Here is an 18,915-nt window from a genome sequence, read left to right on the forward strand (position 1 = left end):
CATTTGCTAAGACATACACTCAAAGTATGGCAACTATATTTATGTTGCATAGGGTCTTTCCTGTCATATACCCACGTCTTACCCCAAACGAAGATCTTAAAATATCACCTGACTATCTTATCCAGGTAATAGAACTTCTTTTAAAAAGGGGATATACATTCATCTCAGTGGATGAGTTGTACGAAATATTAATTTCTTCAAGAAGATATAAGAAGCTTATTGTATTTACACTGGATGATGGCTATAAGGACAATCTTACTCAGGCCCTTCCTGTTTTCGAGTCCTTCAATATACCATTTATCGTGTATATTACCAATTGCTTTCCTGATCAAACTGCAAACTTATGGTGGTATACCCTGGAAGAAATTGTCCAGACTAATACCTCTGTTCATCTATCCAATGATTTACAGTTTGCCTGCTACACTCCAGAAGAGAAATGGGAGACGTTTACAAAGATTCGGGAGCTTATTCTGGAGAATAAAATAGATTGCAAAGAATTAGATCCATTCTCCCAATCCGCCTCTATACAAACACTATGTATGAATTGGGAAGAAGTACAACAATTGAGTAAGCATCCTTTGGTTACCATTGGTGCACATACTCTCAACCATCCTGTATTAAAAAATCTTTCTCTGACAGAGGCTACCTATGAGATATCTGCATCCAGAGATGCACTGGAAGGAGCAATACATAAAAAGATAGATCATTTTGCTTATCCATTCGGGGAATTTCAGCAAGCAGGTCACAGAGAATTCAGTTTAGTACAGGAACTTGGTTTTAAAACAGCAGTTACCACCCGATCCGGTCACATATTTCCGCAGCATCAGCATCATCTTACAGCCTTACCACGTATCTATTTGTATGAAAATGGCTTCAAGCTAGATGAGCTTATGTTCAATAATGTATTCTGGTCTAATAAATTTAAACAAGTTGTTACGATATGAATATCCTGCATGTTTCCTATTCTGACTATGAAGGTGGAGCTGATAAGGCGGCATTACGAATATGCAAGGCCCAACGTAGCATTGGTATAAATGCACAGATGCTGGTTATCAAGAAAGTAACGGACCTTCCTTTCGTTCATTCAGCTATACCTAAATGGAGACTGCCAGAGTTTAAGATCAAAGACAGATTAGCGCAAACATTGTTAAGAATGCAGCCTAACACTAATCCCATGCTGCACTCACTTAATTTGTTCCCTGGTTTTATTCACCACACCATTAATAAATCCAAGGCCGATATTGTGAATCTGCACTGGATTGCCAAAGAGATGATCAGTGTCTCAGAAATTGGTAAAATTCACAAACCCATTGTCTGGACACTTCACGACTCCTGGGCATTTTGTGGAACGGAACACCATCCCAATGGATTAGAGGATGATGGATTTGCCAAAGGGTATGCAAACACCAACCATTTTCTGGATTTCAACAGATGGAACTTAGCCCATAAGATACAAGCATGGAGAAAAAAACATTTTCAAATTGTTACTCCCAGCCAATGGGAAGCATCTCTTGCTCGTAGAAGTAGTCTTTTCAACAAGGAAAACATCGAAGTTATTGCCAATCCCTTAAACACAGATGTATTTCATCCTTTTAACTTATTGGAAGCCCGCCTCTCTCTTGGTATTCCGTTAACTAAAAAAGTCATTCTTTTTGGTTCTTTACGTTCCGTAGAAGATAGAAACAAAGGCTATGATCTTTTACAGGAAGCATTTGCTATTTTTAAAGAGAAGTATGGAGTTCATAATTGTCTGGCAGTTATTTTTGGTATGAACGAAGATGAAGAAACGATTCATCTTGATTGTCCAAGACAATATGTTGGCAGGATAACTTCTGAACAACAGATGGCATTATTATATTCTGCTGCCGATGTTATGGTAGTTCCGTCCAGAATGGAGAATCTGCCACAAACAGCTACAGAACCTATTGCATGTGGCACCCCTGTAGTTGGTTTTCAGGTAGGAGGTATGCCAGATATCATTTCACATAAATTAAATGGATATCTGGCACAGCCCTACAAGCCTGAAGATCTGGCAGATGGTATAAACTGGGTGCTCTCTAATTCTCTTGCCTATAATCTATCTGAAAATGCACGTAAAATTGCATTACAATCTCTTTCTGAAACCAGGATAGCTTCTCAATACGAAGAGATCTATCGAAAGATTATGGTTTCCAGCACACAATTCTCAGAACGAATATTTGTGTAGCAACTTTATATTCTTTCCCAGGTACTTGATTAATCTCCTCCCCAGCGTTTTCTGAATTGCTCTTTTAACTGCTCTCTCTCTTCGTCGCTCATGTTCATCCACTTTTCGCGAAGATGAGGAGGTCCACCTTTAGGGCCAAAGTGAAATCCGCCAAATAAAATACGACAGAGAATCAGTAATCCCATAGCTTGCCAGTAGGTAATAGTATGTACCTGAAGTATTTCAGGAAGAATGGCATTCCATAAAGACATAACCACCCAACTGATACCAAAGATAAATACCGGAATAAGCAAAAATAGAAATTTCTTCTTTCCCCCTCTGAATTGGCTCTTTTGCATAGTATTAATATAATTAGTAATTCAAAAATTCGCTATATAACATTTCTAACTTCTTACGCAGATGTTTCACTGCATATCCCTTACGGGAAATGATCGTCTTTAAATTCTCTCCTGTCTTATCTGCAATCTCCTGCAGAGTCATATCTTCGAGTTCATTCCACACAAAAACCTGGCGTTGTTTTTCAGGCAGTTCCTCCAAAGAAACAAATAATTCTCGCCAGAACGCATCCCGAATGTATTCTGTTTCCGGATTTGTATCATTGGCAAGCAAAATCTCCATAATAGAAAAATTGCCTTCCTCATCCTCATACCCCATCTCTTCCAACGCATCGGGAGTTTTTTTACGGTGTTTATCGATGATTTTATTTCTGGCAACCTGAAACAGCCATCCGCTCATATGTTCAATCTCATCAATATTCACTGCATTACTAAGCTGATACCAAACATCCTGCAAAATATCCTCAGCATCCTCATCCGACTTTACCTTTCCTCTAATAAAGCCAAAAAGACGCTTACTATAGTCTTTAACAGTCTGGACTATTTTTTGTCTGGGTTTATCAACCATTGGTATGCTTAGGATATCTTCCATTTGTAGAGGAAGACGCAGATCACAACTGGATTACTTTAACAAAGTACACATTTTTTTTCTCGTGAAATTTTGCATTTTGTTGGCAAAAGAAAAATAGTATCTTTTCAAATTATAACCATACTCTCCATGGCACAAGCACACTTTCAATCTATTAATCCATATACACAGACCATAATTGCAGAATATCCCATTCAGGATAAACATGCTCTTGACAAAAAAATCAGCCAGGCTGAACTAACGTATAAAAGCTGGAGAAAAAGCACGTTTGCTCAACGTAGTGAATTATTACTTAAAGTAGCCGAGATTCTAAAGAGAGATACAGAAAGATATGCCCGGATTATTACAGACGAAATGGGCAAACATATACGAGAAGCTCGTGCAGAAGTACTAAAATGTGCTACTGCTTGTAGTTATTATGCACAGGAAGCCGAAACGCTGCTGGCTGACCAGATAGTGAATACACCATTCAAAAGTAAAGTTGTATTTGATCCTATTGGCTGTGTCTTTACCATTATGCCCTGGAACTTTCCATTCTGGCAGGTATTCCGACAAGCTACAGCCTCATTATCTGCAGGCAATGTACTTATGCTTAAACATGCCCCCAATGTAAGTGGATGTTCTCTGGCTATGGAATCGATATTTTTGGAAGCAGGATTTCCTGAAGGAGCTTTTCAGTCGTTGATCATGAGTGTAGAAGATATTGAATATGTGGTTCAGCATCCTATTGTTCAGGCTATCACTCTTACAGGAAGTGAACGGGCTGGCATAAGTGTAGGAGCCCTGGCAGGCAAACATATCAAAAAGAGTGTTCTGGAATTAGGTGGGTCTGATCCAGTATTGGTACTGGATGATGCGGATCTGGACAAGGCAGCCCAAATCGCTGTTCAATCCCGAATGCAGAATGCAGGTCAGAGCTGTATTGCAGCCAAACGATTTTTAGCAACGCCTAAAACTGCCGAACTATTCACAGGTAAAGTATATGATCTTATTCAAAACATCAAGCAGGGAAATCCACTGGACGATTCGATTCAAATGGGTCCAATGGCCCGCCTTGATCTGGCAGAAGGTCTGGAAAAGCAGCTGAAAGATTCTATGGAAAGTGGAGCTATACTACAACTGGGTGGGCATCGTAATGGAGCTAACTTCTCTCCCACTCTGCTTACAGAAACAGACACACAAATGCCCGTTTTCCAGGAAGAAACATTCGGACCACTGGCATCTGTTTTTATAGCCAAAGATGAGGCACATATGATTGAACTTGCCAACCAGAGTCGATATGGTTTGGGAGCTACTCTATTTTCGGAAGATCGCGAACGGGCAGAACATATAGCACGCAATATAGAATCTGGTAGCGTATTTATAAATAGCCTGGTTCGTTCGGATGCTCAATTGCCATTTGGTGGAGTTAAGAAATCAGGATATGGCAGAGAATTAGCGGGCTTTGGGATTCGGGAACTTGTCAATGTTAAAACACTGGTAATAGAGTAAACTGTAGACAGTGTAAGTAGTATTACCAGATATAGCTTAGGCGGATACATTGTAGAAGAATTGTTAGTCAGAGATTGATATCCTGGAAAAGGTGCTTATAGCATTAACAATTGAAAAATAGTTTCTACCTTTGCGGCTCAATTGACAATACTGATCTCCCAAAGTAAATCTCCTATTCAGAATCTGATCTTTCACTCATTTATCCTTCATACATGCAACTTATCGATGGAAAAAAGATTGGCGAAGAAATTCGTCAGGAAATTGCAGCAGAAGTACTCAAAATAAAAGCCCAAAACGGAAAAATCCCTTACCTGGTAGCAGTTTTGGTAGGTAATGATGGTGGTAGCGAAACCTATGTAAGTCACAAAGTAAAAGCTTGTGAAGAAGTAGGCTTTCGGTCAGCAGTATATCGCTATCCGGAAACTATTTCAGAAGATGAACTTCTGAATGTAGTAGAGTCAATTAACAATGACCCTGAAGTAGATGGATTGATTGTACAATTACCTCTTCCCAAACATATCTCAGCAGACAAGGTTACTGAAAAGATATTACCAGAGAAAGATGTGGACGGCTTTCACCCAGCCAATATTGGTAGAATGGTAAAAGGATGGGATTGTTATTTACCTGCAACGCCTAATGGCATTGTCGAACTGATCCGTCGTAGCGGCATCCAGACAGCAGGTAAACATTGTGTAGTCATTGGTCGTAGTCAGATCGTAGGTCTTCCTATGAGCATCTTGATGCAACGTAGTCAGGAACCCGGCAACTGTACAGTAACAATCTGCCATAGCCGGACTCAAAATATGACAGAAATCACACGTCAGGCAGATATTCTGATTGCAGCTATTGGTAAGCCAGGATTTGTGACCGCCGATATGGTAAAAGAAGGAGCTGTTGTTATCGATGTGGGAACTACACGTGTACCCGACGCAACGAAAAAGTCAGGATTTTCACTAAAGGGCGATGTAAAATTTGATGAGGTTGCGCCAAAATGTAGCTATATCACGCCAGTTCCAGGAGGTGTAGGCCCTATGACTATTGTCAGCTTGTTACAAAACACACTTAAAGCGTCAAAAAAAGAAATCTATAAATGATATTGAGAGCCTCCTGCTTAGCTTATCAAAGATACAAAGTAGGAGGCATTCTTTCCAGACTGCTTATTCGGCACTAAAACTGTGAAAGAATTGTTAAACATAGAGAATTCCGACTTTATATTACTAGTATGATCACTCCTTCTCCCCTATCTATCTCCCTGCAATCTGACATCCAAGAATCAAAGCTACCCTTGATGGAAGCATTTTATACTATCCAGGGAGAAGGATTTCATCAGGGAAGAGCGGCCTATTTCATCCGGCTAGGAGGTTGTGATGTGGGTTGTATATGGTGTGATGTCAAAGAAAGCTGGGATGCATCTCTACACCCACAAATCTCTATTGAGGCTATTGTATCGCAAGCACTTACGTTTCCAGGCAGATTAGCAGTCATCACAGGGGGCGAACCTCTGATGTACAATCTGGATCATCTTACAGAATCTCTCAGAAAAGCAGGCTTTCAGACTAATATTGAAACTTCTGGCGCTTATCCTGTATCCGGACATTGGGATTGGATTTGTTTTTCGCCCAAAAAGTTCAAACCTTCTCACCCTAGTATCTTTGCCAAAGCTCATGAATTAAAAGTCATTGTGTATAACAAATCCGACTTTAAATTTGCCGAGGACTATGCATCTAAGGTAAACTCATCTTGTCAGCTTTTTTTGCAACCTGAATGGAGCAAGTCTTCTCAGATGCTACCTCTTATTATTGAATACATCAAGACCAATCCTCAATGGCGTATATCCTTACAAACACATAAGTATATGGATATACCTTAATTCCATTTTACTCCTGAAATTAGTTATAGCACTCTTATATTCTCCCTCTCTGAAAAAACAGGTACAAAAGTTGCTTTAGTAGACACCAAATTGCTTACATAAACATGCTGATTCTTACTAATCTAAGAAAAGTTTGTAAATTAATTTGTGTAAATAGCATCTCTGTTGTAGTATTTCCGTTGAATACTATTTACTATATTCTTATTCTGAAATTTACGTTTATTTAGTGTCTGCGTTATTCAGATCTGTTAATCCATTTATCCGCTATGAAAGTACCTCACTGGAGAATTGTAGTACCTTTACTCGTCTTTATACAGATTTTATTTTCTACTACATCTGCCCAAACTATTACTCCCAAAGCCAGGCTTTTGTATGAACAATCTCAGCAATATATACTGGAAAGAAAGTTTGATCAGGCTGTATCTGCACTTGAAAAAGCGATTGAACGTGAACCTAATTATCCGGAAGCCCATTTTCGTTTGGGTAATGTTTATGAACTGAAATCGCAGGTTGAAGTAACAGAAAACTATGCAGATCTGAGTCGTCAACATTATGAAAAAGCCATAGAATTAAAACCGGGTAATCCATCTTTTATCAGTGCGTATAGTATCTTAGGTGATTATTATCTACGTAAAGCTGATTATACCAAAGCCAAAGACTATTACCAGAAGTTTCTGGATCTAAAACCACCAAAGCAGTTTCAGGTAACGATGGCTATGCAGCAAATTGCGAATTGTAACTTTGCAGCGGAAGCCATGCAACATCCATTGGCCTACAAAGCTAATGCGATGACCAAAGAGCTTAATAAGTTTGCACTCCAATACTTTCCTGTACTTACCGCTGATCAACAAACAGTATTTTTTACAGCGCGCAAGGGACTGGATGCCCGAAGTGACGAAAATATTTATGTAGCCTACAGAAAAGGAAATGAATGGACCGAGCCAGCTCCTCTGTCAGATCGGATCAATACAGTAGAGAATGAGGGGACATGTACTATCTCTGCAGATGGTCGCACACTGGTATTTACCAATTGTGACGGAAGACAAAGTTTTGGTAGCTGTGATTTATATGTGTCTTATAAAATTGGTAACGAATGGACTGAACCTCTTAATCTGGGTAACAAAGTCAATTCACCCTTCTGGGAATCGCAACCTTCACTTTCTGCCGATGGACGTACACTTTATTTTACATCTGACCGGCGTGGAGGATATGGTAAACGTGATATATGGGTAAGTAAACTTGGAGATGATGGGTTGTGGGGAGTCGCAAGTAATCTGGGAACCAATATCAATACTCCGGATGATGATCTCTCGCCTTTTATCCACGTGAATGCCAAAACGTTGTTTTTCTCATCCAAAGGCCATATTGGAATGGGTGGCTTTGATTTATTTTCGTCTGAACTGGAAGGAGGAAAATGGTCGTTTGCCAAAAACCTGGGCTATCCTATCAATAACCAGGATGACCAGGTATCTCTGTTTGTTTCAGCAGATGGAAAGAAAGGATATTTTGCTCATGAAGAACGACAAGGCCGTAAGTATATCAGCAGCCAGCTTTACGAGTTTGACTTTCCGGAAGAAATTGCAGTAAAGCATAAGAGTAACTATCTGAAAGGCATCGTATACGATGCCAAAACAAAAAAAAGTCTGGAAGCCAAAATAGAACTTTTTAACCTGAATGATGGAGCATTGGAGGCAGTCATGAAATCAGATCGTAAAGAAGGATCTTATCTGACAGTACTTACAGAAGGAGCCTCGTATGGATTGTATGTAGATAAAGAGGGTTATCTGTTTAAAAGTTTGTATTTCGATTATTCTGGAACTAAAAACAATGAACCGGTTGTCCTGGATATCTATCTGCAACCTATTGAAAAAGGAGCCAAAGATATTTTGAATAATCTTTTCTTTGAGACAGGCAAATGGGAGCTCGAAGGTAAGTCCAAAACGGAATTGGATAAACTGATGGCTCTGATGAAAAATACAAAAGGTTTGCGTATAGAAATATCAGGACATACAGATGATGTAGGTAAAGACAGTGATAACCTGGAACTTTCCCTGAAACGAGCTAAAAGTGTTTACGACTACCTGATCAATGCAGGAGTTGAGAAAAATCGACTTACCTATGTAGGTTATGGAGAAACACAGTTTGCAGTCCCCAATAACTCGGAGAAAAACCGGCAACTAAACCGAAGAATTGAATTTAAGGTATTATAAAGAAAATCCCCACTACAATCCAGTGGGGATTTTTTATGTCAGGAATGTTTGGCAACGGGTAGGTCAACTTCTCCTTTTGTTACCGGATAATGTTTCATAATTTTGGTTACGCCTTTGGTAATCTGTTTTTCCAATCGGTTGGGAGTGTCAATCACTCCAGACGCAGATCCTCTCCAGATCAGTTCCTTAGTAGATGCCTCTATTACATCGACAATCAAAGTTCCCTCTGCATAATTATATGATCTGAAATTGGAATTCCAGGCATACGGCCAGTTTCCATATCCCCAGGGATAATACCACCATCCCATACGATAGCCACCGGGATACAGCATAGGACTGCCATAATTATATGCCATATGCTTCTTCTCTGTATAGGTATGAAAAGAGATTAGTAAATCCGGGCTTTGATCCGGATTTACCCGCATCAGGCCTCGTTTTACCAGTTCAAGCTCCACATGTTCTTTTATATTCCGGTTAATAAGCTTACTTGTATACAATGGGTTGCTACCCACCTGAATGTCTTCTTTCATCCATGCAAATGTTTTGAACTTTGAGAAGTCTACATTTTTATCATAATCTGTAGTTACTTGTCCCAAGCTACAGGTAGTTGCCCATACAATAAAAAATGTATAGACAGCTGATTTTATCAATGTTCTCATAATTAAAGGATTATGTATGAGAGTTAGATTTGTTTTTTTACAAAAGATTTTATCCGTTCAGCCTCCCTATGTGTAGCAGATATTACGGTATCTCTGGCTAACACCTGAGAGCTTTTCAGGAAAGCGTAACCCTCTTTCAGTAAACACTCGCCTTCCTTCTTTACTTCAGCGTCTTCTGAAATTAGCTTATAGTTGATGTTCTGAAGAGTCTTCCGTAAATGAAGATTGGTCTTAGCGTCTAATGCGGGCATTTGCTCCCACATTTCTATTTCATCATGTACCACCATCCACTCAGCGGCATGATACTTATTGGCAAAGGTATCTTCATTTAATGTTCCTTTTCGGGCAGCAGCAGCCATTTGCAGAAGGTCAATAATTGCGCTATCCAGCTTGTTACGAATCTCACTACCTTTACCTGAATCTTCTTTTTGAAGAGAAGTGACACCCTCACGGATGTAAATAGACGCCTCCAGATTTTTGTGAGTTTTTAACAACTGTAGTGCCTTGCAAAATTGTACATCAGACCGATTGTCCAATATCTTTTCTTCTGCAACACCCACATAAGAGGTATCATACATGATATCAGAAACAGACTGTGCAGATACTTTATATTCATGCCTTTTCCCTTGACAGGACCATAGTAACACAACTATCATCAAGCTCAGCAGCACCGCAGCAGGTATCATTCTACTCAACATTTTCATATACAATACAGCGTTTATGAAGGTCTTTCTTCAGGAAGACTCTTTATGAATCTATTAACAGGTATGATCTGGATAGCACTATATTTCAGGCATGTTCTTTCAGAAACTTTCCTTCCAGATCAAAAAACAAAGTGCGTTTATATTTCCCATTCTCAATCACTACTTTGTAGTAATCAGGCTTTTTCGAAGAATGAATCATTTCTTTTTCACTAACAACTTTCCATCCTCTATAGTCTTTCTCCAGTGCATTTGTAATAACAGCAGGTAATTCTCCATTTTTCGTTTTTTCACTGAAGTACAGCAGTCTACCATCTTTACTATAAATGGAGTGTGTCACAGTGTGATTGCTTCTGGTATCGACCTGGTAATAATCTGCAGATTGTCCAGCCCTGTAATCGGATGATCGGGTATCTACTACTCTCCAGTTTTTAGTATAGGTATCCAGAGGCTGTAATGTATTCTTTGTGATACTCTCATTGGGAAAGTCTTTCAAAAAAGCTTTGATTTCATCTGTTGGTGTTTCTCCGGAAGGGACTTTTTTTATTGTAATAGTTTCAGTTGCAAAAGAAACCTGAGCCTGCAAACTCACCCATGAGGTTGCCAAAAGGATACATGAAAATACTATCGATTTCATCTTTGTAAAGGTTTGTAGTGATGAATTGGATAAATAGGAAAACTCATATTCAACAATAGCTGAAGTGATAGGAATCGTCTATTTTCCAACAACTTTCTATTGTTGAGAAACCCGAGGACATTACAAAAAATACGAGTAGAGTTGGGCTATCCTGTTCAGTAGTTACAAAGGTGAGGTATCTTAGAAGGAGGTATATACACATTTCTTGCCGTCTTCGACAAACTTAGTCAGATGTACCGGGGGAACAATATCATGCGCAATAGTATAATCAGATTGCCAGTTAATTTGTACTATTCCCGAACCCTTCACAGAAGGACTGGTACGCTGAGCAAATCCATTCATATCATCATATACCCATAACTTCAACGTACTGTTATCAGTACTATCATCTGAAAACACATATTCAAACTCCAGATATCCAGTCATATTCTGTTTCCGTATAGCAGCAGGCAGGTCTGTAACAGAAGTTGTTACCTTATGCACCAGGAAAAGTTCGATTTCGTAAGGGTTATCAAAATTCTCTGCATTAGCTTGCAAAATCAATGGATAATAGTCTCCTTTTATAAATCGTATCTGTTCATCATCATAGAGATTTATATCGGCTTCCCCATTTTTATCTGTGTAAGCCTTTTCTACTCCAGCTAGCTCTACACCTTGTATGGGCTTATGATTAAAAGAATCTAGTACCTTTATATGCAAGGTTTGAGCATTTGTCACTACTCCCTGTGACCATGCCAGAATCAAACTGACTATAATCAAACGTTTCATATTTTCTTCCTTTACATTACACAACAAAAGTAGAAGTAGCATATTAGAACCATCTTAAAACAAAATTAAATGTGTATTAAAAATGGTATTTCTTCTGGTATTGGAAAGACTTTCCTGAAAAATCACTAAACTCGCTCCCGAAAAATGTATTGTTATGGGATATAGGGTATCTATTTATAGACGAGAAGTAAAATCAAAACAACTGGCATACGAAGGAGAAGATTTCTTTGAGAATACAGACAACTTGCTTCCCTTCACATCTGACCAAAAAGAAACACTCGAAAAACGCCTGTTGAACTATGGGTATTTACTACAGAATGAAAATGCTACAGGCAAACAATTTGAGCATAAAAAGCTAAAAGGTGTTTTGGCTTTACTCACAGATCATGCACTCTACTTCGAATCCGGTTTTACTGAACAAGGTGTATTTGAAATATCTATGACAGCCTCTGAGTTTACAGACACAGATGAGTTTGTCAAATATGATCCGCAAAATGAGGGATGGGAAGAGTTTTAACTTGCTGGTTAGATTTGCAACAAATACTTTGAAAAATACTTCACAGGTACAAATTACTATTTCTACAAGAAATTTAAAGGAGATGATCAAGAACCAGTATTTTGTAAAACTGACCGGAGTTCCAGTCATTAACAAGGATGAACTAAATTCCGGTCAACAAAAAAGTTGAACATTATTCGAATAATTTTGAGAAATGATCGGTATTCTGGTCAAACACAAAAGTGATTCAAACTCTGGTCATTTTATAAATTGGTAATCACATGTCTCTCATTATTTTTTCTATCCGTTTGAACTATATTCGAATAGCTGAGAGAATGTATACTTACTCATTCTCATTAATTATCGACATCCCGTATTAAGGGTATTCCATCGGCAATACGTTTTTCATAAGAAACCTGGAATCTGCTCAGATCTGGTTTATATTTTCTCTTCCTTTTTAATTCATACTGATAGATTGTTTGCCCCAACTGGTAGAGAAACGGATGAGCAATTGTATCATATTCATATTTATTGTCATTCAATATCCCATCACTATTTACATATAAAGTAGCTGTCAGCATATACTCCACCTTATTTTTAAAATCTGCCACATACGAAACATCCGTCATAAACCCATACGCCCACCCTACTTTATTAAAGACCCTCACCCCTTCTGGTAGTTGGTGATGCAGGCTATCCTGAAAAAAGAATTTTACATACGTATCATAATATTGTGAAGGATCATAGTTGGGATAGTTGGTCTCGCCCGGAAATTGAGACAAATATTGATATACAAAGGAATAATCCTCTTCTGTCAATTGGAACTTCTGTCTGGCCTTTACTGAAGTAGGAAACATAACAGATTGCAATATCTGCTGCAATGATTGCAAGGGTAGCTTATTTCGCATAGTAAAGTCAAAAGGCTCCTGTACCAGACTATCTTTGCTATCATAATATCCTTTACCAAGTTTTTCCACTCGCCGAAAGTCAAAAGCATCCCGGTTATAAGCAGCAGGCTGGCTAAAAACCATTTCGCCTTTTTCAGTAATAAAACGAACCGGATTCGTATGTCGGTTTTCCTCTGGTGTCATTCGAACAAACCGATGCGTAATACGGGTATCCGGATAACCTTTGGCATGTAACGACCGATTGATGGTCTCCTGTCCGACAAATTCATACATACGGCTATAGGCATCATTATCACTTACCAGAAAGGCCTTTTTTATAAAATGAGCAATAGATGGATAACCGTTAAGAGAAGTAGGGTCTTTCCATTCTCTGGACTGATTACTATAGGCACTGTCAAACTGCATAGCAGTATTTTTTGTAACTCCAACAACATTCAACTGGTTTATTTTTTCCAGTGATAGCAAAGCAAGAGGCAATTTGACTGTAGAAGCAGGATTAAAATAGAGTGTGCTATCTACCTGATACCTATAGTGTGTAAAGGAGGGAGCATTGTGCTTATCCCGATCTATACGGGTATAGATAATCTGCAACCGATATTCCTGAGAATGTTGAATAACTTGCTGAAAAATAGCATCTGTATTTTTAGTAAATAGCTTTTTCAGAAAGTTGTCTGTTTGTACCTGCCCTAAACAAACTGAGGCAATCAAATAAAATGGAAAAGTTATAAGAAAGTGGTATGTATAGTTTTTCATGGTTACTAATATACAAAACCACATCCAAAAATAAATTAACCTTGTATGAACTTAGAAATCAGTCCGAATTTCCATTTCAGCTATTCCTTTCCTTTATTCTGAATTATTTCGTTTTTTCTAAAACACTACTGACATACTGCTGTCACTTCTCTGTTGTTTCTTTGTAATACACTAAACAACAAGACCATGTTACAAACATCTATTGAATTAGCAGAATCTTCTCTTGTCTCTTTAAGCAGAGATTATGCAAATTATAATGCATGGGCTAACAAGCAATTGATCAATTGGCTACAAGCCAAGCCTGCACAATTAATGGAAGTAGAAGTAGCATCCAGTTTTCCCAGTGTACATTTAACAGTATGGCATATTCTACAAACACAACAATGGTGGTTAGGCAATCTGAAACGTAGTCCTTTAGGCAACACAAGAGACACAACTTTTGACGGTACTACTCAGGACATGATGCAGACTCTGCTACATCAGTCTGAAGAGTTCTGTACTTTTGTAGAGAATATGACAGAAGAAGATTTGTATGAGATGTATCCCTTTAGTATTCCGTATGTAGGAGATTTTTCCAGATCAGGGTTTGAGATCGTGCAACACTGCATGAATCACAGCACCTATCACAGAGGCCAGTTGGTTACGATAGGGCGTGAACTAGGCTTCACAGATGCGCCAATGACTGATTATATGTTTTATCTCTTAATGGCCTGATTAATAAAGAAACAGCACAAGACGTATCTGTCTTGTGCTGTTTTCATATAACAAATCGATTAGTTTGACGCATATACCTGTTGCAGGTATACTTTTACAGAAGTAGGTTTATGACCTATCAGTTTTTCAAGAGTGGCATCTGTATTAGCAAATTCTCCCTGAGCGATACCCTGATTAAACCCTGTCAGTAAGCCTACTACTTCGCCGGGAACTCCTGCTTTTGTCAATTCAGCTGTAAATACTTCTGCAGTTGGAGCGACATAAGTGATCTTCTTGCCTGTGATCTCTGTAAGAATATCTGCTACATCCTGAAAGGATACTGCTTCGGTATTCACAGCTTCATACTCCTTGTTTTCGTGTCCTGAAGTCGTTAACACAGCAACAGCTAGTTCAGCAAAATCCTCTCTTGTTACAAATGAAGACTTTCCTTCTCCTGCAGGCTGGAATATTACTCCGGTTTCCAATACTTTGTCACCAATAAACATAGGAATGATATCTGTATACAAAGCATGTTTTAGTATAGTATAGGATACTCCTGACGCCTTTAACAATTTCTCTGTATATAAATGTGACTTGGCAATAAAGGTAATAGGAGAAGTTTCTGTCTCATTTTTACGAGCAAAGCTGGTATAGATTACATGTCCTACTCCTGCCTCTTTTGCTGCATTTACTACATTCTCATGTTGTTTTTCTCTGTTAACTATATCGTTACTTGATACAAAATACAGCTTGTCAATCCCTTTGAATGCAGTTACCAGAGAAGCATAATCATTGAAGTCTCCAATACGTGCTTCAATACCTTTAGCTGTAAACTCTTTCGCTTTCTCAGCATCTCTTACCAATACAACGATAGAAGATAGAGGTAATTCTTTTGCCAGTAATTCTACAACCAGTTTACCTAAATGTCCAGTTGCTCCGGTTATTAATAATTTGCTCATTGTCATGTTTATTAATTTGTTTCGAAATAGTTGCACACCAAAATACAGTAACTTACTTTTGGTAACTCAAAGGTATATAGGTACGTTACATCAAACAAGAAGGCACCTGATAGTTAGACACTTACCTCCAGGTAACGATTGTTGTAAATGAAGGAGTTATGGAAGAAAGAAATCTTGAAAAATTTTCAGATCTTATGAACTGTCCCGTGCGGCATGTACTGGATCGGTTTGGGGACAAATGGTCAGTACTGATTCTGATCATGTTAGATGAGAAAGGAACATTGCGATTCAATGCCTTACACCATACTATTCCTGACATATCACAGAAGATGCTTACTGTGACATTGCGTACATTAGAAGCAGATGGCCTGATAACTCGCAAGATCTATCCTGAGATTCCGCCACGGGTTGAATACCAGTTAACAGAGATGGGTAGCAGCCTAATCCCCTATATAGATGGTCTAGCCAAATGGGCACTACAGAATATGCCTCATATCCTACGTTCACGGGATCAATACAACAACAAGGTGGCATTCAATTAGTAATCCTGCCTATTCTATCTAATGCAACACTACAGAGAAGCTACCCTTCAGGATGCTGAGTCTATTGCTATACTCCATGCTACTAGCTGGAGAAATACCTATAGAGGCATGTTTAGTGATTCCTTTTTGGATACAGAAGTGTGGAAAAATAGAAAGAATGTATGGGAACAACGATTTTTCTCACCTCTACCCAATCAAAAAGTTATTGTAGCAGACGAAAACGCTTCTCTTAGCGGATTTGTGTGTGCTTTTGGAGATGAAGATTCAGTATGGGGTACATTAATAGACAACCTCCATGTGTCACGTCAGAAACAGGGTCAAGGCATTGGTTCCCAATTGCTAAAACACATTGTATTCTGGATGCAACACTCACATTTATCTGATTCATTTTATCTCTGGGTTCTGAATGATAATCATCCAGCCAGAAGATTCTATGAAAAGCTGGGAGCCACCAATCAGGAAGCAGTGTTACATGACAATCCAGGTGGTGGACAATCTTTGGCACTTCGTTATGCCTGGCCTGACTATCGAATATTGCTTAACAAAATTTCATAACATCTAAAGAGAAAGGAATGAGTTCATTTGTGTGAAACATTATGTTCCATTCCTTTCTCAATTGGGATCTTATTGAATTCTTCCAGTCAGAGCTGAATAAATCAACCACACACCAAAACCTGTCAGACACAGTCCTACAATTCGGTTCATCCAGTCTAATGTGTGACTGCTGAGATAATTACTAATTCTTCGGGCAAAGAACACTTTAAGAAGATCGGAAGAAAAAAGGATGGAAATAATCCCAGCCAGAAATATATAGGCTTCTGCCGGGCTTTTTTCAATCTTGGCAGAGGCTACAGAAGCCATACCAATCCAAAATAAAACTACTGCAGGATTCAAAGAGTTAAGCAAAAATCCTTTGGAAATAAATCGAAATGTTCCCACTCGCTGTGGTTGATTTGTCCCATTCTCTGCTACTTCGAGACGGGATTTTTTCATAAAAGTAGCAATCCCAAACCCTATTGCGATAAGTCCGCCAACAGCTGCAATATTGGATTCAAACTGTTTGACCAATTGAGAAAGTCCCAACTGACAGACAAAAGCATACATCAAATCACTAAGAGCAATTCCGGCAGCCATTAACGCTCCGGATCGAAAACCTTTCTGAATTCCTGTCTGTAACAAAGAAAAAAACACAGGTCCTAAACTAAACGTTACAGACAGAATAAGGCCATATTTCATGCCCGTTAACAACGCATAAATCATTCCGCAAATCTTTTAAAATCAAACAAGCAATTCCATTGTCCTCTCTTCATCGGACAACCAACAACAGATCAATTATTGGCAAAATTCTTCACAAAAGCCTCCCATTCTTCATACTGTTGCCTTTTCATTACACGCGGAAACTTGGTTTGACCACCGATCTTCCCTTTATGCTCCATCCATTGATAAAAAACCTCTGTAGGTACAACATCCACATATACATCTTTTAGTGCAGCAGCACGTTCTACCCGATAATCATCATTGAGTATTTTCAGTTTCTCATCTATCTTCTCACGCAACAATCGCGGATCGGCTTCGTCATCCGTTCCTATAAACCAATGATGTGCAAACAAAGTACCATGTGGTATACCTACCACTGTAAACTCTCGAATATCTATTCCTTGTTCTTCAGCCACTTGTTGTACAGCTTTATTCATATTATCTACAGACAGGTGCTCTCCACACAAACTCAGAAAATGTTTTGTCCGACCAGTAATCACAATTTCACAAGCTTTCTTGTCCACAAACTTTATCACATCGCCAATCAAATAACGCCATGCCCCTGCACATGTCGACAGTAACAATGCATATTCCTTGCCCTCCTCTATCTGATCAATCATTAGTGTTTCCGGATTCTCTACCATTTCTCCGTCCGATCCGAAATTTTGTTCATTGAATGGGACAAACTCATAGAACATCCCATTATTTAACACCATACGCATTGAATTACGCCCTGGTAACTGGTAAGCTATGAATCCTTCTGAAGCCAGATATGTTTCAATATAGATCAGAGGATGTGCCAGCAATTTTTCAAATCCTTTGCGATATGGCTCAAAAGATACACCACCATGTGTATAAACAGCAAGATTAGGCCATATATCATGGATAGTTTTCAACTGATATCGATCAATGATCTTCTCCATAAGAATCTGTATCCAGGCAGGTACACCTGCTATAAAACCAATATTCCATTTAGGTGCCTGTTCTACAATTTCCTCCAGCTTTGTATTCCAATCTGCAATACTAGCTATTTCAAAACCCGGTTTGTAAAAATGCTGAAACCAAAAAGGTATTCTGCTGGCATTAATACCACTCAAATCTCCTTCAAAATAAGTTCCATTGTAGTTAAGGTGAGTGCTACCTCCCAGAGCCAGCATACCCGTTTGGAATAACTTGCCAGGAAGATCCGGATAGTCAGCAAGGGAAAGAATTTCACGGACACTGGTTTTGTGAATGGCCTTAATCATAGCCTTTGTAACCGGAATATGTTTGGAGGAGGATTCTGAAGTTCCGGAACTCAGAGCAAAATATTTTATTTTTCCAGGCCAGCATATATTCTTCTTACCTTGAAGCGTTTTATGCCACCACTGCTGAAATATCTTATTGTATGTAAAAACGGGTACGTTTTCCTTATATTTCTTATAGAAGGCATGAGGATCACGATTATATGTAATCTCATGTAGAATTTCTTCAAAGCCATATGTTTTCCCAAAAGCAGTCTTTTTTGCTTTATCCAATAGTGCCGCCAGCTCGTCCCGTTGCAATTCATAAGGTCTAACACGTTCCTGTTCAATCATTTTACGAAGTTTAATACCTCGCTTTAGTAAAGTCCCGATTATTGCCATGTGTGTTTTCCGTTAATTGAAATACTAATTATAATTCTAGCGTACTAAAAATTATATCTTCTCACTAAAAACCTTGTAGTTTTGCAGGCGCAACCCCTGACATCTACTACACAACCATCTCTGAATGGCGAACAAAGTTAAACCGAAATCAACTGAAGTCAATACGAGTGTAATGTATCCGACAGAAAACTGGCCACAAGACACCTAGTAAACGCC

General features: G+C 38.7%; 20 protein-coding genes. 10 read left to right on the forward strand and 10 right to left on the reverse strand.

The window, feature by feature from the left end:
* Positions 1-26 precede the first annotated feature (26 nt).
* Together QNI22_RS07095 and QNI22_RS07100 are read left to right on the forward strand one after the other, a co-directional pair.
* Complete coding sequence (locus QNI22_RS07095; protein ID WP_314509943.1) at positions 27-944, forward strand: polysaccharide deacetylase family protein; 918 nt, start codon at positions 27-29, stop codon at positions 942-944.
* Positions 941-2,206: a glycosyltransferase gene (locus tag QNI22_RS07100; RefSeq protein ID WP_314509944.1), complete on the forward strand. Its 1,266-nt coding sequence runs from the start codon at positions 941-943 to the stop codon at positions 2,204-2,206. The genes QNI22_RS07095 and QNI22_RS07100 overlap by 4 nt, the downstream gene beginning before the upstream one ends.
* A gap of 29 nt (positions 2,207-2,235) precedes the next feature.
* Here QNI22_RS07100 and QNI22_RS07105 read toward each other — a convergent pair whose 3' ends face one another.
* Together QNI22_RS07105 and QNI22_RS07110 are read right to left on the reverse strand one after the other, a co-directional pair.
* Entirely contained in the window at positions 2,236-2,544 is a 309-nt protein-coding gene (locus tag QNI22_RS07105; RefSeq protein ID WP_314509945.1) for a hypothetical protein, read from the reverse strand.
* Between the two features lie 13 nt (positions 2,545-2,557).
* Positions 2,558-3,133 (reverse strand): RNA polymerase sigma factor, encoded by a 576-nt coding sequence (locus QNI22_RS07110; RefSeq protein ID WP_314509946.1) that lies wholly within the window; start codon positions 3,131-3,133, stop codon positions 2,558-2,560.
* 126 nt (positions 3,134-3,259) lie between these two features.
* On the opposite strand from QNI22_RS07110, the gene QNI22_RS07115 reads away from it, so the two are divergent.
* The 4 genes from QNI22_RS07115 (at position 3,260) to QNI22_RS07130 (ending at position 8,701) form a co-directional block, all read left to right on the forward strand.
* The gene (locus QNI22_RS07115) at positions 3,260-4,621 is read left to right on the forward strand and encodes an NAD-dependent succinate-semialdehyde dehydrogenase (protein ID WP_314509947.1); all 1,362 of its coding nucleotides are present in this window, start codon (positions 3,260-3,262) and stop codon (positions 4,619-4,621) included.
* Between the two features lie 212 nt (positions 4,622-4,833).
* Positions 4,834-5,715, forward strand: a complete 882-nt coding sequence (locus tag QNI22_RS07120; RefSeq protein ID WP_314509948.1) for a bifunctional 5,10-methylenetetrahydrofolate dehydrogenase/5,10-methenyltetrahydrofolate cyclohydrolase — start codon at positions 4,834-4,836, stop codon at positions 5,713-5,715.
* A gap of 128 nt (positions 5,716-5,843) precedes the next feature.
* Complete coding sequence (locus QNI22_RS07125; protein ID WP_314509949.1) at positions 5,844-6,491, forward strand: 7-carboxy-7-deazaguanine synthase QueE; 648 nt, start codon at positions 5,844-5,846, stop codon at positions 6,489-6,491.
* A gap of 266 nt (positions 6,492-6,757) precedes the next feature.
* A complete protein-coding gene (locus QNI22_RS07130; RefSeq protein ID WP_314509950.1) occupies positions 6,758-8,701 on the forward strand; it encodes an OmpA family protein in 1,944 nt (647 codons plus the stop codon).
* A gap of 38 nt (positions 8,702-8,739) precedes the next feature.
* Here the strand turns inward: QNI22_RS07130 and QNI22_RS07135 are convergent, their stop codons facing one another.
* From QNI22_RS07135 to QNI22_RS07150, 4 genes are all read right to left on the reverse strand, one after another.
* Positions 8,740-9,360, reverse strand: coding sequence for a DUF4136 domain-containing protein (locus QNI22_RS07135; RefSeq protein ID WP_314509951.1), 621 nt, complete (start codon positions 9,358-9,360; stop codon positions 8,740-8,742).
* A gap of 23 nt (positions 9,361-9,383) precedes the next feature.
* Complete coding sequence (locus QNI22_RS07140) at positions 9,384-10,064, reverse strand: hypothetical protein (RefSeq protein ID WP_314509952.1); 681 nt, start codon at positions 10,062-10,064, stop codon at positions 9,384-9,386.
* An 85-nt stretch (positions 10,065-10,149) separates the two neighbouring features.
* Positions 10,150-10,698 (reverse strand): hypothetical protein, encoded by a 549-nt coding sequence (locus QNI22_RS07145; protein WP_314509953.1) that lies wholly within the window; start codon positions 10,696-10,698, stop codon positions 10,150-10,152.
* Between the two features lie 180 nt (positions 10,699-10,878).
* Positions 10,879-11,466, reverse strand: coding sequence for a hypothetical protein (locus tag QNI22_RS07150; protein WP_314509954.1), 588 nt, complete (start codon positions 11,464-11,466; stop codon positions 10,879-10,881).
* Positions 11,467-11,620: 154 nt separating this feature from the next.
* On the opposite strand from QNI22_RS07150, the gene QNI22_RS07155 reads away from it, so the two are divergent.
* Positions 11,621-11,983 carry a hypothetical protein gene (locus tag QNI22_RS07155; protein ID WP_313999592.1) on the forward strand — a complete coding sequence of 121 codons (363 nt, stop codon included), beginning with the start codon at positions 11,621-11,623 and terminating at the stop codon, positions 11,981-11,983.
* A 335-nt stretch (positions 11,984-12,318) separates the two neighbouring features.
* On the opposite strand, the gene QNI22_RS07160 is transcribed toward QNI22_RS07155, so the two are convergent.
* Positions 12,319-13,623 carry a serine hydrolase gene (locus QNI22_RS07160; RefSeq protein ID WP_314509955.1) on the reverse strand — a complete coding sequence of 435 codons (1,305 nt, stop codon included), beginning with the start codon at positions 13,621-13,623 and terminating at the stop codon, positions 12,319-12,321.
* A gap of 186 nt (positions 13,624-13,809) precedes the next feature.
* Between QNI22_RS07160 and QNI22_RS07165 the strand changes: the two genes are divergently transcribed.
* Positions 13,810-14,337 carry a DinB family protein gene (locus QNI22_RS07165; RefSeq protein WP_314509956.1) on the forward strand — a complete coding sequence of 176 codons (528 nt, stop codon included), beginning with the start codon at positions 13,810-13,812 and terminating at the stop codon, positions 14,335-14,337.
* 59 nt (positions 14,338-14,396) lie between these two features.
* Here the strand turns inward: QNI22_RS07165 and QNI22_RS07170 are convergent, their stop codons facing one another.
* On the reverse strand, positions 14,397-15,275 hold the full coding sequence (locus QNI22_RS07170) for an SDR family oxidoreductase (RefSeq protein ID WP_314509957.1): 879 nt from the start codon (positions 15,273-15,275) through the stop codon (positions 14,397-14,399).
* A 194-nt stretch (positions 15,276-15,469) separates the two neighbouring features.
* Here QNI22_RS07170 and QNI22_RS07175 point away from each other — a divergent pair, with 194 nt between their 5' ends.
* Positions 15,470-15,817 (forward strand): winged helix-turn-helix transcriptional regulator, encoded by a 348-nt coding sequence (locus QNI22_RS07175; RefSeq protein ID WP_314509958.1) that lies wholly within the window; start codon positions 15,470-15,472, stop codon positions 15,815-15,817.
* Positions 15,818-15,838: 21 nt separating this feature from the next.
* Positions 15,839-16,372, forward strand: a complete 534-nt coding sequence (locus QNI22_RS07180; protein ID WP_314509959.1) for a GNAT family N-acetyltransferase — start codon at positions 15,839-15,841, stop codon at positions 16,370-16,372.
* Positions 16,373-16,441: 69 nt separating this feature from the next.
* Here the strand turns inward: QNI22_RS07180 and QNI22_RS07185 are convergent, their stop codons facing one another.
* Positions 16,442-17,077 (reverse strand): LysE family translocator, encoded by a 636-nt coding sequence (locus QNI22_RS07185; protein ID WP_314509960.1) that lies wholly within the window; start codon positions 17,075-17,077, stop codon positions 16,442-16,444.
* Between the two features lie 68 nt (positions 17,078-17,145).
* On the reverse strand, positions 17,146-18,699 hold the full coding sequence (locus tag QNI22_RS07190; RefSeq protein WP_314509961.1) for a GH3 family acyl-acid amido synthetase: 1,554 nt from the start codon (positions 18,697-18,699) through the stop codon (positions 17,146-17,148).
* Positions 18,700-18,915: the final 216 nt, after the last annotated feature.

The sequence above is a fragment of the Xanthocytophaga agilis genome, from assembly GCF_030068605.1.
In the GTDB taxonomy this organism is placed as follows: domain Bacteria; phylum Bacteroidota; class Bacteroidia; order Cytophagales; family 172606-1; genus Xanthocytophaga; species Xanthocytophaga agilis.

Coding starts and splice junctions, on each gene's coding strand:
- QNI22_RS07130 (WP_314509950.1), top strand. CDS start 6,758: ATGAAAGTACCTCACTGGAGAATTGTAGTACCTTTACTCGTCTTTATA.
- QNI22_RS07115 (WP_314509947.1), top strand. CDS start 3,260: ATGGCACAAGCACACTTTCAATCTATTAATCCATATACACAGACCATA.
- QNI22_RS07140 (WP_314509952.1), bottom strand. CDS start 10,064: ATGAAAATGTTGAGTAGAATGATACCTGCTGCGGTGCTGCTGAGCTTG.
- QNI22_RS07180 (WP_314509959.1), top strand. CDS start 15,839: ATGCAACACTACAGAGAAGCTACCCTTCAGGATGCTGAGTCTATTGCT.
- QNI22_RS07135 (WP_314509951.1), bottom strand. CDS start 9,360: ATGAGAACATTGATAAAATCAGCTGTCTATACATTTTTTATTGTATGG.
- QNI22_RS07125 (WP_314509949.1), top strand. CDS start 5,844: ATGATCACTCCTTCTCCCCTATCTATCTCCCTGCAATCTGACATCCAA.
- QNI22_RS07100 (WP_314509944.1), top strand. CDS start 941: ATGAATATCCTGCATGTTTCCTATTCTGACTATGAAGGTGGAGCTGAT.
- QNI22_RS07165 (WP_314509956.1), top strand. CDS start 13,810: ATGTTACAAACATCTATTGAATTAGCAGAATCTTCTCTTGTCTCTTTA.
- QNI22_RS07190 (WP_314509961.1), bottom strand. CDS start 18,699: ATGGCAATAATCGGGACTTTACTAAAGCGAGGTATTAAACTTCGTAAA.
- QNI22_RS07175 (WP_314509958.1), top strand. CDS start 15,470: ATGAACTGTCCCGTGCGGCATGTACTGGATCGGTTTGGGGACAAATGG.
- QNI22_RS07120 (WP_314509948.1), top strand. CDS start 4,834: ATGCAACTTATCGATGGAAAAAAGATTGGCGAAGAAATTCGTCAGGAA.
- QNI22_RS07170 (WP_314509957.1), bottom strand. CDS start 15,275: ATGAGCAAATTATTAATAACCGGAGCAACTGGACATTTAGGTAAACTG.
- QNI22_RS07185 (WP_314509960.1), bottom strand. CDS start 17,077: ATGATTTATGCGTTGTTAACGGGCATGAAATATGGCCTTATTCTGTCT.
- QNI22_RS07105 (WP_314509945.1), bottom strand. CDS start 2,544: ATGCAAAAGAGCCAATTCAGAGGGGGAAAGAAGAAATTTCTATTTTTG.
- QNI22_RS07095 (WP_314509943.1), top strand. CDS start 27: ATGGCAACTATATTTATGTTGCATAGGGTCTTTCCTGTCATATACCCA.
- QNI22_RS07145 (WP_314509953.1), bottom strand. CDS start 10,698: ATGAAATCGATAGTATTTTCATGTATCCTTTTGGCAACCTCATGGGTG.
- QNI22_RS07160 (WP_314509955.1), bottom strand. CDS start 13,623: ATGAAAAACTATACATACCACTTTCTTATAACTTTTCCATTTTATTTG.
- QNI22_RS07150 (WP_314509954.1), bottom strand. CDS start 11,466: ATGAAACGTTTGATTATAGTCAGTTTGATTCTGGCATGGTCACAGGGA.
- QNI22_RS07110 (WP_314509946.1), bottom strand. CDS start 3,133: ATGGAAGATATCCTAAGCATACCAATGGTTGATAAACCCAGACAAAAA.
- QNI22_RS07155 (WP_313999592.1), top strand. CDS start 11,621: ATGGGATATAGGGTATCTATTTATAGACGAGAAGTAAAATCAAAACAA.